Below are 15565 nucleotides of genomic sequence, written 5' to 3'. Positions count from 1 at the left end.
CCTGAGGCGGACGCATCCATGTTTGCTCGATAGTCCGGTCGCCGATCGGTATTTCAACGGGCTAGCATCGACAGCCAGTGGTGAATGAGCATGACGGGTTCTTTGGAGGCTAGGCCGCTTTTCGGCATCAGTCTCGCGGCTATGGGCTATTCCTGCTTTGCCATGCAGGATGCGTTGGTGAAGTACCTTGTGGAAACCTATTATGTTCCCCAGATCCTTTTCGTCCGTAGTGCAGTCATCGTGGCGATCACCGGAACGCTGGCTTATTTCTACGGTCACCCATCCATTTTGAAGAGCAAGTATCGCGGCACGCTGGTGCTGCGCGCAACGCTGATGCTGATCGCCTGGATGCTGTTCTACAGTTCGTCCCTCTATCTTGGGCTGGCGGAACTGACGACGCTTTACTTCTCTGCGCCGATCATGGTGGTCGTCCTTTCCATCTTTGTCTTGAAGGAAAAGGTCGGCATGGGGCGCTGGATTGCATGTGCCTTCGGCTTCATCGGCGTGCTCGTCGCAGCTAATCCGACGCACTCGCCGAACTGGCTGCCGGCGCTTCTATGCATCGTTGCCGGTTTCTGCTGGGCCTGGAGCACCATACTCGTTCGCATCGTCAGCAAGAGTGAAACGACGCTGACGCAGATGTATGCGACGAGCGCGTTGTTTGGCATCGCCTGCGCGCTGGCTCTGCCTTGGCTGTGGATGAACCCGGACATGCAGGGCTGGACACTGATGATCGGAGTCGGCCTGATTTCCACGCTCGGCCAGTTTCTGCTCTATGAGGGGTTCCGGCACGCCGAAGCTTCCTCACTCGCCTCGGTCGAGTATACCGGACTGATCTGGGCGTTTCTCTATGGCTATCTCATCTGGTCGGAAATCCCGGCCGCCAATGTCTTCATCGGCGCCCTTCTGATCGTGACCGCAAGCCTTGTGCTTGTTGGCTGGGAGCGGCGCACAGTGCGATCGCCGAAGGAGCGTATTCTTTAGACGTCCCGTGTTTGCGCTGCCCATGCTTTCGCTGTCGAAGCCACCTTGCTTGGGAACATCCACGCTGTCGCGACGTTTTCGAGAGCCTGTAAAAGGAGACTCTCATGGCAGTTGTTTATCATGTCGATCAACATGACGGTGGATTTGCGTATCGCGTCGATGATGTCTGGTCCGAGACTTTTCCAGACCATGACACGGCTCTGGAAGCCGCGCGGGATGCGGCGCGCCGCCAGCAGATCGGCGGAGACGAAGTTGAAATTTCCTACCAGCTTGCCGATGGGCACTGGCAATCGCAGCATGTAAAGGGTGGAGACCGGCCGGAAACGGACGTTGTCGACGACACCGCAGACCGATAAAAATGACGCTTCCGCCGATCATCGTCACGGCACATGCCGCGCCAGGCGATATGGCATATTTTGACCAAATGAGGCGGAAGCATTTTCCGCCCCATCGGAACTTCCTAAACGCCCACGTCACCCTGTTTCACCACTTGCCGGGACGGGTCTTTGGCGAAGCGTCCGGTGTTGCCCAAGAGGTTGTGGCGCAAACTCAGCCCTTCACGGCAGAGGTTTCTGGCGTCAGGCATCTGGGAGCTGGCGTCGCTTTCGAGATCATGAGCCTTGAATTGGAAACCCTGCGCGCCAACCTTTTTAGAGCCTTCGGATCGTGGCCCGGGCCGCAGGATCGACAGAAGTTCAAACCGCATATCACTGTCCAGAACAAGGTGGAGAAGGCGTCCGCGGATACTCTCTACGATGCGTTGCGTGCAGGCCTTGAACCGCGTCATATCACGATCCTTGGAATTGACCTGTGGGACTATCTCGGTGGACCATGGGGACACCGCGCGTTTCTGCCTTTTCCGCAGTAGGGTGCTGCTTCCGGCGTTCCGCCGGCAAATACGAAAGTGATGCCTTCAGCAATGCTTCTCACGCTCTCCAATGTCAGCAAGTCCTACCGAACCGCAGAGGGACCGATTGCTGTTTTGCGTGGCATAGACCTGTCCGTGGATGCGGCGCAAAGTGTGGCTCTGACGGGGGAATCGGGCAGCGGCAAGAGCACGCTTCTCCATCTTGCCGGCGGGCTGGATCGGGCCGACACCGGCTCGATCATAGTCAATGGGGAAGATATTACCGCGCTGGATGAGGCTGGACGCGCCAGCTACAGGCGCAAGACTGTCGGGCTGGTGTTTCAACAGTTCAACCTTATTCCTTCCCTCAGCGTCGCAGACAATATTGCCTTTCATGCGAAGCTTGCCGGCCGCTACGATGCGGACTGGGCGCGTGAACTTACCGACACCCTGGGCCTCAGTACGCTGCTCAATCGCTATCCCGAGCAACTGTCGGGCGGGCAGCAGCAACGTGTGGCGATCGCCCGGACGCTAGCGGCACGCCCCACACTGGTTCTGGCCGATGAGCCGACCGGCAATCTGGACGAGACAACCAGCGAAGTGGTGCTCGACCTGATGATCTCGCTGAGCCGAAGTGCGGGCTCGGCACTGCTGCTGGTAACACATTCAAGCCGCATGGCGAGCAAGCTGGACCGGCAGGTGGTGTTGCGCGGTGGAAAGATCGTCGCATGATCTGGGCCGTTTTCCACGCGCTGATCTCGCACTGGCGCTACCGCCCGCTGCAGCTTGTGACGCTCGTGCTCGGGATCGGTCTTGCGACTGCATTGTGGTCCGGCGTTCAGGCCATCAATGCGGAGGCCAGGGCGAGTTATGCGCGCTCGGCGTCGATCATCGAGCAAGGCAGCCTTCCGCGCCTCGTTGCCAGCGACGGAGGCTTGATCGCGCCGGAAAATTTTGGTGCGCTTCGGCGGGCGGGATGGAACGTCTCGCCAGTGATCGAGGGTGACTACCGTTTCAATACGGTGCGGATCAGGCTGATCGGAGTCGATCCGCTGACAATGACGGGTGAGGGCGGCCCGGTTCAGATCGCCGGCTCTTCCGATCTCGTGGACTTCATGGCAGACAAGGGCCTGCTGATCGTATCGCCTGCGACCGCAGCGCGACTTGAGGGTCAGACGCAGATCCCCTTGAAGATTTCGCCGGATGTGCCGGATGATGCCGCCTTCGTCGATATCGGACTGGCGGATAGGTTGTTGGTTCGAGACGGGCGATTGAGCCGCGTTGTGATGGCGCAAAACCAGCGCTCCGGCTTGCCGGATGTGCAAACCATTGCGCCGGAGCTCCACCTCCAGCCGATGGAAGACAGGGCGGATATGGCCCGCCTGACCGACAGTTTCCACCTGAACCTCACCGCCTTCGGCTTTCTTGCCTTCATCGTCGGTCTCTTCATTGTCTACTCGGCAACCGGCTTGTCTTTCGAACAGAGACGAGCCAGCTTTCGCACCATCCGCGGGCTTGGCGTTTCGCTGCCCATGCTGACCGTGCTTCTCCTGGTGGAAATCCTGGTTCTGGCGTTGCTGGCCGGAGTTATCGGCGTTGCCCTTGGCTACGTCATCGCTTCGTCCTTGCTTCCTGGCGTGTCATCGACACTGCGTGGTCTCTACGGCGCGTCCGTTCCGGGAAGCCTCCAATTGCGACCGGAGTGGTGGGCCACGGGAATGGGCATGGCGCTTGTCGGCACCCTGCTATCCTCCATCCAAAGCCTCTGGCGGGTGCGTCGCATGCCGCTTCTCGCCTCCTCGCAGCCGCAGGCCTGGGGCCTTTTATCGGCTCGTGCACTCCGCCTGCAGGCCATCGCGGGCACCGGCCTTCTCCTGATCGCGGTGATGGTGGCGCTGTTCGGCAAAGGGCTGGTCGCCGGTTTCACAGTGCTGGGCGCATTGTTGTTGGGGGCAGCACTGCTTCTGCCTGCCTTCCTGTCAAGAGCGCTCACATGGGCGCAACGGCGCGCAAAGGCGGCGCTGAGCGTCTGGTTCTGGGCGGATACGCGCTTGCAATTGCCGGGCCTGTCTCTTGCTTTGATGGCGCTGCTTCTGGCGCTCTCGGCCAATATCGGCGTGGGCACGATGGTGTCGAGTTTCCGAATGACCTTCATCGGTTGGCTCGATCAGCGCCTGGTCTCTGAGCTCTATGTCACCGCCAGAAACGACGAGGAAGCCGCTCGCCTCAGAGCATGGCTGCCACAACACGCCGATGCCGTGCTTCCGATCTTCAGTGCTGAAGGGGAGGTCATGGGCAAGCCGGTGCAGATATCAGGGGTCGCGGACCATGCGACCTATCGCGACCACTGGCCGCTTTTGTCCGAGCAGCCAGATGCCTGGGACGCCGTTGCATCTGGGGCCGGCGCTCTCATCAATGAGCAGCTTTGGCGCGGAGAGAGTTTGAAACTCGGAGAAACACTGCGGCTTGTGGACGGCTGGACCGTGCGGATCGTCGGCGTCTATTCCGACTATGGCAACCCGCGCGGTCAGTTGATGGTCGGCGCAAATGCTCTGACGACGCATTACCCGCAAGCCTCGAAATTGCGCTATGGCATCCGTGTCGAGCCCGCCCGCGCTGCCGAGCTGAAGAGGCGGATGGTTACGGAGCTTGGCTTGCCGGAGGGAAACATTATCGATCAGGCGGCGATCAAGCGTCAGTCCCGGGCAGTCTTTGAGCAAACCTTCACCGTAACGGCGGCCCTCAATATATTGACGCTTGGCGTTGCCGGTTTCGCCATGTTCGCCAGCCTTCTTACTCTTTCGGGCGCAAGACTCCCACAGCTCGCACCCGTTTGGGCTATGGGGATCAGGCGGCGCAATCTGGCGTTTTTCGAAGTGTGGCGAACGCTCGCTCTCTGGTTCATCACCTTCATTTTCGCTATTCCCGTTGGCCTTGCACTGGCATGGGTGCTGCTCGCGATCGTCAATGTCGAGGCCTTCGGCTGGAAGCTTCCGATGATGATCTTTCCGTTGGAGTGGCTGCGCCTTGGCGTCATCGCGCTGATTGCGGCGCTGCTCTCCATCCTCCTGCCCGTCCGCCGCCTGGCCTCCATCGATCCGGCGGATCTTCTCAGGGTGTTTGCCAATGAGCGGTAGAATACATCTCAGCCTCCTGCTTTTATGTCTCACCCTGGTGCAGCCGCTTGCAGCATCGGCGCAAGGATTTGCGGGGCTGGGCTCGGAGGCGCAAGGCTTTGCAATACCACAGCGTGGCGTGAGCTTGGTCTTTCCCAAGGATCATGGAGCGCATCCGGACTATCGTATCGAGTGGTGGTATGTAACCGCCAATCTGACGACCGAAGATGGCCGTGCTCTCGGGGCGCAGTGGACACTTTTTCGTTCCGCCCTTGCGCCCACCGACAAGCAAGGCTGGTCCAGTTCTCAGATCTGGATCGGCCACGCTGCGGTCACCACCCCGGAAAAGCATTTCGTTGCCGAGAAATTGGGACGGGGTGGTGTCGGGCAAGCCGGCGTAGAAATCGCGCCGTTCAGTGCCTGGATCGATGATTGGCAGATGACGGTCCGCCCGCAGGATTCCGGTGACGCCCTGGATCATTTGACGCTGACGGCCAACGGCACGGATTTCTCCTATCGACTGCAACTGGATGCCAAAGGACCTCTCGCGCTGCAGGGAGATCGCGGTTTTTCGGTCAAGTCGCTCGCGGGCCAGGCAAGCTATTACTACTCCCAGCCCTTCTATCAGGTCACAGGCAGTGCCGAACTTGATGGCAGATCGATCAAGGTCAGCGGGCGCGCGTGGCTTGATCGCGAGTGGTCGTCGCAGCCGCTTGCCGCAGATCAGACCGGATGGGACTGGTTCTCGCTTCATCTGGCATCGGGCGACAAGGTCATGGCCTTCCGGTTGCGGGATAGCAAGGGTGGGTACACGTCTGCCAATTGGATCTCCGCCGATGGCAAGACGACGCCGCTTTCGCCCGATGACGTCATTCTCGAACCGCTGCGGAGCGCCGATGTGAACGGCAAGACCATTCCAGTCGCGTGGCGGGTGAGAATTCCGGGCAAAGGTCTTGATATCACGACGCGCCCCCTCAACGAGCAGGCCTGGATGGCAACGTCCACGCCCTATTGGGAGGGGCCAATTTCCTTCGAGGGTAGCAGCAAGGGTGTGGGTTATCTGGAGATGACGGGCTATTGATACATAAGCCTATGCTCAGCATCGTCTTTTCGAGACGGAGAAAGCGAGTTTTATACATGATCTCGATGCCAGGGGCGGCTGTCGCAAAGGCGATAGCCGGACAAGAGTGCGAATAGAAACGTCCGAGTCGAACGCCTTTCCCTCCGTCAATCTTTTCGACGATATCCATCGGTCGACCTTCGACTATTTCTGGTCGGGCGCTCACCCCGACACAGGCTTGCCTTTTGACCGGCTGAGTGCCGAGGGAAAGCCGATCAATGATATCGTCTCGATATCCGGCGCTGGCTTCGGCCTCATGGCCATTCTTGTCGGTGGCGAGCAGGGATGGATCGGTCGCGGGCAAGCGCTCGAGCGGGTCGCACGCATGCTTCAGTCGCTGTCCTCCGTGGAGCGGTTTCACGGTGCCTTACCGCATTTCGTGCATGCGCAGACGCTGACGATTCTCCCCTTCGGCCGCAGGGACGATGGTGCCGATCTGGTAGAAACTTCGCTGTTTCTGCAGGGCCTCATCTGCGCTAGGGAGTATTTCGCAGGACAGGCTCCGGACGAGACGGCCTTTAGAGCTTCGGCGGATCACATCATTCAAGGCGTGGAGTGGTCGTGGTTCACCCGCAAGAAGGATGGGCCGCTCTATTGGCATTGGAGTCCAAAGTATCACTGGGCGCGCAACGTGCCGATCACCGGCTGGAACGAGGCGCTGATCGCTTACGTGCTTGCAGCTGGCGCAGAGCATCATGCCATCAAGCCGGAGAGTTACCATGCCGGGTGGGCAAGGCATGGCGAGATGGTCAATGGTAACACCTATCTCGATACGGTTTTGCCTCTGGGCGAACCCTTTGGTGGCCCGCTGTTCCTGTCGCAATATTCGTTCTGTGGCCTCAACCCGTTCGGGCTTCGCGACCGCTATTGCGATTACGCTGAGCAGGTGACGGCCCACGCGAAGATCAATCACGATTACTGCAAGTCCCAGTTTGGCGCTCACGGTGCCTGGGGGATGACGGCCTGCGATGGGCCGAAAGGCTACCGCGCCTTCTCGCCAAGCGTTGATGGCGGCATTATCGCGCCGACGGCCGCCCTTTCGAGTTTTGCGTTTCTGCCGGATGAGGCGGAACAGGCGCTGGAGATCTTCGCGTCCAATCAAAATGGAAAGCTGCTGGGACGATATGGTTTTGTCGATTCCTTCTCACCCGCCACCGGTTGGGCGGCGAAAACGCATCTGGCCACCAACCAGGGGCCGATCGTCGCGATGATGGAAAACCATCGCTCTGGTCTGCTTTGGCGGTTGTTCATGAACGCACCCGAAGTACAGCGCGGACTGGACAGGTTGGGGTTCGAGCGACCGAAGTGAAGCCAAACGGCCGGTCCTCATCCTTCGATGAATACGTCTGTTCCCGTTTCCAGAACCCCGCTTTCGACCACATCGCAATAGACGCCAAGGCATCTGTGGTTCGTGCGCAGGATGGTTCTCAAGACATCCGGCTGCTCCGGTAGCTCCGGTTGCGGGATCAGGGTAACGCCGCAGCGCTTGGTCTTCTCAATGACGATGGCGCGGATATTGCCGATATGCAGGATGGCACCGAGCCAGTCGTCTTCGGGAAAGGCATCCGCTACCGATGCCTGGAGAAGGATCGACGGTCTGAAGCGCCTGCGATCGGCCTCGCCTGAAGCCAGACGGTTTCGGATCTGCTCGACCGAGGCCGAGGAGAGAAGGTGGAGCGGGCTTGCCTGATAGGCCCTGCCGATAACGGGGAGCCTCTGTTCGAGCTTCTCCGCCGCATCGGCGTATTTGCCGATGGAGACGCTGAAGCCGAAATGCGCAGACAGTCTTCTTGGAAGATGGTGATCGTCAATGGGCAGTTCATCGCCATCGGGAAACAGAAGCCAGGTTTTTCCGGCGCCATCGATCCGGCTGGAGAGCATGAGGGCAGGGCGCCAGCGTGCGTCCTTTTCCGGTGTGGCGATGGCGCCGGTGCTGGTCTCGAAAAGTCCAAAGCACCGATCGCCGGCAATACCTCTCTCATGGAGGGTAACGGTTTCACATCTTTCGCCTCCAGTTGAACTGACGGGGTAACGCCAGATTTCCTGGATGTGGCCGACTTTATTCATGCTGCGAATTCCAACGGTTGATCAGAGTGCTTCCCTGTTACGGGAAGCGTCTTCAAGCCGTAAGACGCTCGTGCAGGTCAATTTTCGCCAAGTCCTTGATAATCGACCCTGCAACGACTTCTCCTATTTCAGCAGCACTGGTGATCCCCTGTATAAATGGATGTTTGTGCAGGAGATAGGGAATTGCGGCGCAATAGAGCGCTGTCTGAAGTGCACCCCCGGAGATAACGCGATACTCCTCATCCACATCGATGCCACCAAGATGGGCAACTGCGCGCGCATTGTCGTCCGATAATACGCTGCGTTCCAGCACGGTTGGCGCCTCGCGCACCACCTCACTGCTAACAAGGCTGGGGAAGGGAATGTCCTTGGCGGAATGGGCGCTTTGACCCGTCGCATCGATGAAGGTGTCGAACTGGAGTGTCGTATCGTCCGTCGTCACCGTCGCGCCACGGCGCCCGGGATCGGTCGCGATCTCATAATCGTTTCCGAGTTTCTGGATCGACAGCACGCCGGCATTGCGAAGCGCAAGGACTCGCTCAATAGAGAGATGCGGGACAGTCGCATACTCATCGATGAAGATGCTTTTGAAGGACTTTCCGAACCGCTTGAAGTCCTCAAGATCCAGATGAGGCACGATTCTCGCAACGATCTCATGGGTGATCATGATGGCATTGCGCCACGGCACCGTGACCTCATTGGCCATATTGCTCTTCGCTTCGGCGAGATTGAGCGCGGCCCAGGCAAAGGGGTCGGTTCCAGAGCGATACGCATAATAGGCATCGGCAAAAGTATCGACGTCGAGATCCGACAATCCGATCTGCATGGCATAGTCCGGATCGCGCAGCGAGAGTTCCTGACGGAAAAGCTCGAATGTCGCATCGAGAAGACCGCTCGGTCCCTGGGCAATCAGCGCATCGACCGCTTCTTCCGTACAGATGCTCGGCGTCTCGTAGGGAATGGGGAAATAGAAGTCGGCTTCCGGCAGCAGACCTTTTCGCGACATCAAGGTCGCTTGAAAATCACCGGCGTCGCTTGCAGCCTTATAGGTCAGCGCGCCTGCCTCGTCATAGAGGAAAGAGCCGTTCGACGTCGAGACGGTCATCAGGGCGTCGATGGCGCTCAGCGACGTTCCGAGAATGCCGAGCCGTCCGCCGCGAATGCTCTCCAGAGCGGTAGCCGGCCAAGGAGAGACGAAGTATCCGGGCTTCGTCTCGGTCGTTTCAGGCCAATCGTGGCCGGTCGCCATGATCACATGACCAAAAGCGCTCCCCAACTGCTCGGCATGCTCCGTTTTCACCTGAATGGCGCCTGGACCGACGACAATGTCCGACACGCGATGGCCAGGCTTCACCGTGACCACGTGCCCTCTCTCCTCTGCCTCTGCGAGAAGGAAACGGAATTGCGTATGGAAATAGTCTCCCAGCACCACGCGCGGATAAAACTGGCGCTCGTTGATCTCGCTTTTGACAATGCCGAAGCGCTGAAGATAAGCGTCCGGCTGCTGTTTCAGCCAGTCCGTCAAGATCTGGCCGATCAATGGAATTTCGATGCTCGGGATATTGCACAACATCACCGGGTCGTTGATGCCGGGAAGATAAGGGGTTCCCTTGCCTGCCTCGCTTTCGGCCTCGTAGATGGTGATGTCGAGAGGAGTGGCGGATTCGATCAGGTTCTTCAGCGTGTAGATGCCGGTCGGACCCGATCCGATAATGCAGATTCTGTTTTTCACGTGGATCCCGCCCAGTCCGGATGATGATAGTGACCACATTAAAGTCTAGGATCGGAATGTTGTTCCATCGTCTCTTAAAGCGTCCGCTAACGGACGGTCAGTCTGGGTCTTTTGGGCGGCTTGAGTGATTTTTTTGTCGGAACGAAACGGCGCCGGGCTCATTTCCTTCGCATCCGAAACGATAAAACAGGAGGAAATACCAATGGTATCTGCAGACAATATTCGCGAGCATATGGAAGTCAAAGCCGCTGATGGCAGCCATGTCGGCACCGTCGATCATCTGGAGGGCCAAAGCCGCATCAAGCTCACCAAGAACGATGCCGATGACGGCAAGCATCATCTTATCCCACTTGACTGGGTCGACCGTGTCGATTCCCATGTTCACCTCAGCAAGTCGGCATCGGATGTGCGCCAGAACTGGGAAACACTCAACTAATCGAGTGACACTCCTTCACGAAAAATGCGGCGTTCCAGCCGCATTTTTTGCTCATTTGTCTTGCTACGAGCGCCATCAGGCGGCGCGTTCCAGACCTGGCGCTTCCATGCCTGTCCGCTCGACATATTCGGTGTAGCCACCGTCATATTGATGGATGCCATCCGGCGTCAGCTCGAGGACACGGTTGGAGAGGGCGCCCAAGAAATGGCGGTCGTGCGATACGAATAGCATGGTGCCTTCATATTCCGAAAGCGCCTTGATCAGCATTTCCTTCGTGTCGAGATCCAGGTGGTTGGTCGGTTCGTCGAGGACGAGGAAGTTCGGCGGATCGAACAGCATCGCGGCCATCACCAGGCGTGCTTTTTCCCCACCGGAAAGAACGCGGCACTTTTTCTCCACATCGTCACCGGTAAAGCCGAAACAGCCGCTGAGCGCACGAAGGGGGGCCTGTCCCGCCTTCGGGAAGCGTTGTTCCAGCCACTGCAGGATGGTGGCATCACCATCCAGAAGATCCATGGAATGCTGAGCGAAATATCCGAGCTTCACGCTCGCACCGATCGTGACGACGCCTGCATCCGGCTCGGCGCTGCCCGTTACCAGTTTCAACAGCGTCGATTTGCCGGCGCCGTTGACGCCCATCAGGCACCAGCGTTCCTTGCGGCGGATCATGAAATCCAGGCCGTCATAAATGGTGCGGCTGCCATAGGCCTTCTTGACCTTTTTCAGCGACACGACGTCTTCCCCCGAGCGAGGGGCAGGAAGGAATTCGAAGGCCACCGACTGGCGACGACGCGGCGGCTCGACACGTTCGATCTTGTCGAGCTTCTTCACCCGACTCTGGACCTGGGCGGCGTGCGATGCGCGCGCCTTGAAGCGTTCGATGAACTTCAGTTCCTTCGCAAGCATCGCCTGCTGGCGCTCGAATTGCGCCTGCTGCTGCTTCTCGTTCTGCGCCCGCTGCTGTTCGTAAAAGCCATAGTCGCCGGAATAGGTGGTCAGCGAACCGCCGTCGATCTCGATGATCTTGTTGACGATGCGGTTCATGAACTCCCGGTCGTGAGAGGTCATCAGCAGGGCACCGTCATAGGTCTTCAGGAAGTTTTCCAGCCAGATCAGGCTTTCGATATCAAGATGGTTGCTCGGTTCGTCGAGAAGCATCACGTCCGGACGCATCAAGAGAATGCGGGCGAGCGCCACGCGCATCTTCCAGCCGCCCGAAAGCTTGCCCACATCGCCGTCCATCATTTCCTGGCTGAAGCTGAGGCCCGCCAAGACTTCGCGTGCACGGCCTTCAAGCGAATAGCCATCAAGCTCCTCATATCGGGCCTGGACCTCGCCGTAACGTTCGATGATCTCGTCCATCTGGTCAAGTTGATCGGGATCGACCATGCGGGCCTCAAGCTCGCGAAGTTCAGCGGCAATGACGCTGACGGGGCCGGCGCCTTCCATGGCTTCGGTAACCGCGCTGCGACCGGCCATCTCACCGACATCCTGATTGAAATAGCCAATGGTGATGTTCTTCTCGGCGGCGACCTGACCTTCATCGGGCAGTTCCTCGCCGGTAATCATGCGAAACAGCGTGGTCTTGCCAGCACCGTTCGGTCCCACCAGACCGACCTTTTCGCCGCGGTTGAGCGCAGCTGACGCCTCAATGTAAAGAATGCGATGGCTGGCGGATTTGCTGATATTTTCAATGCGGATCATGGGGAGCGGACCAAACTGTCAAAACGTTGCGCCCCTATGCCACGGCCTGCCTGCGGTGTCATCCGTTGAATGTTCGGCGTAGCCAAGAACAGTGCCAAAGCCGCTCTCAAATGGAAAAAGCGGCCGCTTATGGCCGCTTTTTCCTCTTCTCGCCTTGGGAGGCTGGTTATGCCTGGGGCTGCTTGGTCTTGCGCAGATAGGGCAGCACGGTATCGAACGACCCGAAACGCTTCACCGCATCTTCATTCGAAACGGCAGCGGTGATGATCACATCGTCGCCCTGCTTCCAGTTGGCGGGCGTTGCCACCTGATGCTTTGCCGTCAACTGGATGGAGTCGATCGTGCGCAGGATTTCATCGAAGTTTCGGCCGGTCGTCATCGGATAAGTGAGGATCAACTTGATCTTCTTGTCCGGGCCGATGACGTAGACCGAGCGCACGGTCGCGTTATCCGCCGGTGTGCGTCCTTCGGAGCTGCTGCCGGCGTCTTCCGGCAGCATGTCGTACAGCTTGGCAACCTTCAGTTCCTTGTCGCCGATCAACGGATACTCGACATTGAAGCCAGTTGCGGTCTTGATGTCCTGCTTCCACTGCGCATGGCTTTCGACCGGATCGACGGAAATGCCGATGACCTTGACGTTGCGCTTTTTGAATTCCCCATCAAGGCCAGCCATCGCGCCGAGCTCGGTTGTGCAGACAGGAGTGAAGTTCTTTGGGTGAGAGAAGAGTACCGCCCAGCTGTCGGCGATCCAGTCATGAAAGCTGATCTGGCCCTGGGTCGTGTCAGCCGTAAAATCCGGTGCGGTCTGGTTGATGCGCAATGTCATTGTCTGCTCCCATTCACATGTTGACGGAATAGTGCCGTGAAACCCACTGCATGTCGCCGCAGATTTGTGCTTGCTGCAAAGGTTCAAAGAAAAATGAGTCTGAATTTTGTATGAGGGCGCAAAGTTTATCCTACAAATGATCGATGGCCGAACGAGATGTTCGGCCATCGATAGGATGTGCGCTCTTAGGAAATGACCGGATCGAGCGAACCGGAGGCGTAACGCTTTGCCATGTCGCGCAGCGGGATCGGCGTGATCTTGGATGCCCGGCCTGCGGTGTTGAACAGCTCGAAACGCTCCTTGCAGAGCTTGGTCATGGCTTCGCGCGCAGGCTTCAGATACTTGCGCAGATCGAATTCAGCAGGCTCTTCGACAAGGACCTTGCGGATCTGACCGGTAATCGCCATGCGGCAATCGGTGTCGATGTTGATCTTGCGAACGCCGTTCTTGATGCCGCGTTGGATTTCCTCGATCGGAACGCCGAAGGTTGGCTTGATCGCGCCGCCATAGGCATTGATGATGTCCTGCAGATCCTGCGGAACCGTTGAAGAACCGTGCATCACGAGGTGCGTGTTTGGCAGCTTGCGGTGGATTTCTTCAATGACGTTCATGGCCAGAACGCTGCCGTCCGGCTTGCGTGTGAATTTGTAGGCGCCGTGGCTGGTGCCCATGGCAACGGCCAGCGCGTCGACCTTTGTCTCGCGAACGAATTTCACCGCTTCATCCGGGTCTGTCAAAAGCTGGTCATGCGAGAGAACGCCTTCCGCACCATGGCCGTCTTCGGCCTCGCCCATGCCGGTTTCGAGAGAGCCGAGAACGCCGAGTTCGCCTTCGACCGAAATGCCGCCATAATGGGCCATGTTCGTGACCTGGCGCGTCACATCGACATTGTAATCCCAGTCGCCCGGCGTTTTGCCGTCGGCTTTCAGCGAGCCGTCCATCATTACCGAAGTGAAGCCAGCCTGGATGGCCGTCATACAGTTTGCAGGCTCGTTGCCATGGTCGAGGTGAACGCAGACGGGGATGTCCGGGTAGATTTCCACCACAGCGTCCATCATGTGCTTGAGCATGATGTCATGCGCATAAGCACGGGCGCCACGCGAGGCCTGCATGATGACGGGCGAGTTGGTTGCGCTGGCGGCATCCATGATGGCCAGTGCCTGTTCCATATTGTTGATGTTGAAGGCGGGCACGCCATAATCGTGTTCAGCTGCGTGATCGAGCAGTTGGCGGAGCGTAATTCGAGCCAAGGTTTCTCCCCTTAATTGAGGTCGCCGTCGATTGCGGGGACCATTTGAACCGAGTGTGTGACCGATTTTTCATCACGGAAAACACTCTTGTCTTGAAGGACATAACTCGCCAAGCACTTTTTAACGGCATGAGTTTTTCAAACGATTTGGATCGAATCTTTTTTTGGGATGGTCGGTCAAAGCGGTTCCGGGACCGTCATTTTCAACCTAAGCGAGAATCGAATCGGTTCTTTCAATATGCGAATTCAAAAGAAATTAACCTGTCGTAGTTGAGCGAAAACCCGTCGCTTTCTGCGCAGGCTGTCGGCGGTCTTCACGCCATCATCCACCCAAGCTTGCAAAAGACAAGAAATGAGCCTGGTGCCAGCGGCGCACTTGCGCTTTCATAGATGCCGCCAACAAAGGGAACAGATATGAAGAAACTTCTTGCATCGACCTGTCTTGTATTTGGACTGCTGGGTGGCGCCGTCGCCGCCAACGCTGCCGAATGCGGTAGCCCCACCATTGCCAGCATGAACTGGCAGAGTGCTGAAGTGCTCTCCAACATCGACAAGATCATCTTGAACGAAGGCTATGGCTGCACCGCCGAGATCACGGTTGGCGACACCGTTCCGACCATCACTTCGATGGCTGAAAAGGGCCAGCCGGATATCGCGCCGGAAGCCTGGGTGGATCTGCTTCCAGATGTCGTCAAGCGCGGCGTCGATGAAGGCAAGCTGGTCGTTGCGGCCAAGGCGCTGAAGGATGGCGGCGTCCAGAGCTGGTGGATCCCGAAATATTTCGCGGACGCGCATCCTGAAATCAAGACCTTCGCAGATGTCTTCAAGAACCCGAAGCTGTTCCCCGATCCCGAAGATCCGAGCAAGGGTGCTGTCGTCAACGGTCCGCAGGGCTGGGGTGGCACGGTCGTAACCGCGCAGCTCTTCAAGGCCTATGGCGGCGAAAAGGCTGGCTTCACCTTGGTCGACAGCGGTTCAGCCGCGGGTCTCGATGGCTCGATTGCAAAGGCTTATGAGCGCAAGCAGCCATGGGTCGGCTATTACTGGGCGCCGACCGCTATCCTCGGAAAGTACGAGATGGTGAAGCTGGCTCAGGACGTGCCGAACGATCCGGCAGAATGGAAACGTTGCAACACGGTTGCCGATTGCCCGGATCCCAAGCCGAACGCTTGGCCGGTTGACCAGGTCGTGACGCTCGTCGCCAAGCCCTTCTCCGAAAAGGCCGGCCCTGATGTTATGGCTTATCTCAACAAGCGTTCCTGGGACAACGCCACCGTCAACAAGCTGATGGCGTGGATGACCGACAACCAGGCAACCGGTGAAGACGGTGCCAAGCACTTCCTCAAAGAAAATGCCGACGTCTGGTCGACGTGGGTATCGCCGGAAGCAGCCGAGAAGATCAAAGCGTCTCTCTAAATACTCCCCCGCGCCACGTCGTTCTTTTTTCAGGAACGCTTGGCACGCGAAACGACATGCGGCGCCCA

Annotated in this window: 14 protein-coding genes; 9 read left to right on the top strand and 5 right to left on the bottom strand. The window is 58.2% G+C overall.

The features are described 5' to 3' along the window. Positions 1–90: 90 nt before the first annotated feature. From PVA19_RS04865 to PVA19_RS04835, 7 genes are all read left to right on the top strand, one after another. On the top strand, positions 91–984 hold the full coding sequence (locus PVA19_RS04865) for a DMT family transporter (protein ID WP_274101398.1): 894 nt from the start codon (positions 91–93) through the stop codon (positions 982–984). A 104-nt stretch (positions 985–1088) separates the two neighbouring features. Then, positions 1089–1340: a DUF2188 domain-containing protein gene (locus PVA19_RS04860; RefSeq protein ID WP_062600022.1), complete on the top strand. Its 252-nt coding sequence runs from the start codon at positions 1089–1091 to the stop codon at positions 1338–1340. Positions 1341–1342: 2 nt separating this feature from the next. Beyond that, on the top strand, positions 1343–1852 hold the full coding sequence (locus PVA19_RS04855) for a 2'-5' RNA ligase family protein (protein ID WP_337993145.1): 510 nt from the start codon (positions 1343–1345) through the stop codon (positions 1850–1852). Between the two features lie 51 nt (positions 1853–1903). Next, complete coding sequence (locus PVA19_RS04850) at positions 1904–2563, top strand: ABC transporter ATP-binding protein (protein ID WP_274101839.1); 660 nt, start codon at positions 1904–1906, stop codon at positions 2561–2563. Continuing rightward, entirely contained in the window at positions 2560–4968 is a 2409-nt protein-coding gene (locus PVA19_RS04845; RefSeq protein WP_274101397.1) for an ABC transporter permease, read from the top strand. The genes PVA19_RS04850 and PVA19_RS04845 overlap by 4 nt, the downstream gene beginning before the upstream one ends. Continuing rightward, positions 4958–6028 (top strand): lipocalin-like domain-containing protein, encoded by a 1071-nt coding sequence (locus PVA19_RS04840; protein WP_116493540.1) that lies wholly within the window; start codon positions 4958–4960, stop codon positions 6026–6028. The genes PVA19_RS04845 and PVA19_RS04840 overlap by 11 nt, the downstream gene beginning before the upstream one ends. A 106-nt stretch (positions 6029–6134) precedes the next feature. Further along, the gene (locus tag PVA19_RS04835; protein WP_274101395.1) at positions 6135–7376 is read left to right on the top strand and encodes a glucoamylase family protein; all 1242 of its coding nucleotides are present in this window, start codon (positions 6135–6137) and stop codon (positions 7374–7376) included. Between the two features lie 17 nt (positions 7377–7393). On the opposite strand, the gene PVA19_RS04830 is transcribed toward PVA19_RS04835, so the two are convergent. Continuing rightward, entirely contained in the window at positions 7394–8134 is a 741-nt protein-coding gene (locus tag PVA19_RS04830; RefSeq protein WP_274101393.1) for an MOSC domain-containing protein, read from the bottom strand. Between the two features lie 52 nt (positions 8135–8186). Further along, positions 8187–9866, bottom strand: coding sequence for an FAD/NAD(P)-binding protein (locus tag PVA19_RS04825; RefSeq protein ID WP_274101392.1), 1680 nt, complete (start codon positions 9864–9866; stop codon positions 8187–8189). A 202-nt stretch (positions 9867–10068) separates the two neighbouring features. Here PVA19_RS04825 and PVA19_RS04820 point away from each other — a divergent pair, with 202 nt between their 5' ends. Further along, on the top strand, positions 10069–10302 hold the full coding sequence (locus tag PVA19_RS04820; protein ID WP_274101390.1) for a DUF2171 domain-containing protein: 234 nt from the start codon (positions 10069–10071) through the stop codon (positions 10300–10302). 75 nt (positions 10303–10377) lie between these two features. Here PVA19_RS04820 and PVA19_RS04815 read toward each other — a convergent pair whose 3' ends face one another. The 3 genes from PVA19_RS04815 to fba all read right to left on the bottom strand — a co-directional run bounded on the left by PVA19_RS04815 (position 10378) and on the right by fba (position 14082). Next, positions 10378–12006 (bottom strand): ABC-F family ATP-binding cassette domain-containing protein, encoded by a 1629-nt coding sequence (locus tag PVA19_RS04815; RefSeq protein WP_274101388.1) that lies wholly within the window; start codon positions 12004–12006, stop codon positions 10378–10380. A gap of 166 nt (positions 12007–12172) precedes the next feature. Further along, on the bottom strand, positions 12173–12832 hold the full coding sequence (locus PVA19_RS04810; RefSeq protein ID WP_274101387.1) for a peroxiredoxin: 660 nt from the start codon (positions 12830–12832) through the stop codon (positions 12173–12175). 185 nt (positions 12833–13017) lie between these two features. Next, positions 13018–14082, bottom strand: a complete 1065-nt coding sequence (gene fba, locus PVA19_RS04805; protein ID WP_274101386.1) for a class II fructose-bisphosphate aldolase — start codon at positions 14080–14082, stop codon at positions 13018–13020. Positions 14083–14495: 413 nt separating this feature from the next. On the opposite strand from fba, the gene PVA19_RS04800 reads away from it, so the two are divergent. After that, complete coding sequence (locus PVA19_RS04800) at positions 14496–15497, top strand: ABC transporter substrate-binding protein (protein ID WP_111847098.1); 1002 nt, start codon at positions 14496–14498, stop codon at positions 15495–15497. Positions 15498–15565: the final 68 nt, after the last annotated feature.

The organism is Agrobacterium sp. CNPSo 3708 (assembly GCF_028674915.1).
GTDB lineage: Bacteria > Pseudomonadota > Alphaproteobacteria > Rhizobiales > Rhizobiaceae > Agrobacterium > Agrobacterium cavarae.
The sequence above is the reverse complement of the archived record's forward strand: the minus strand, read 5'-3'. Positions and strand labels throughout refer to the sequence as shown.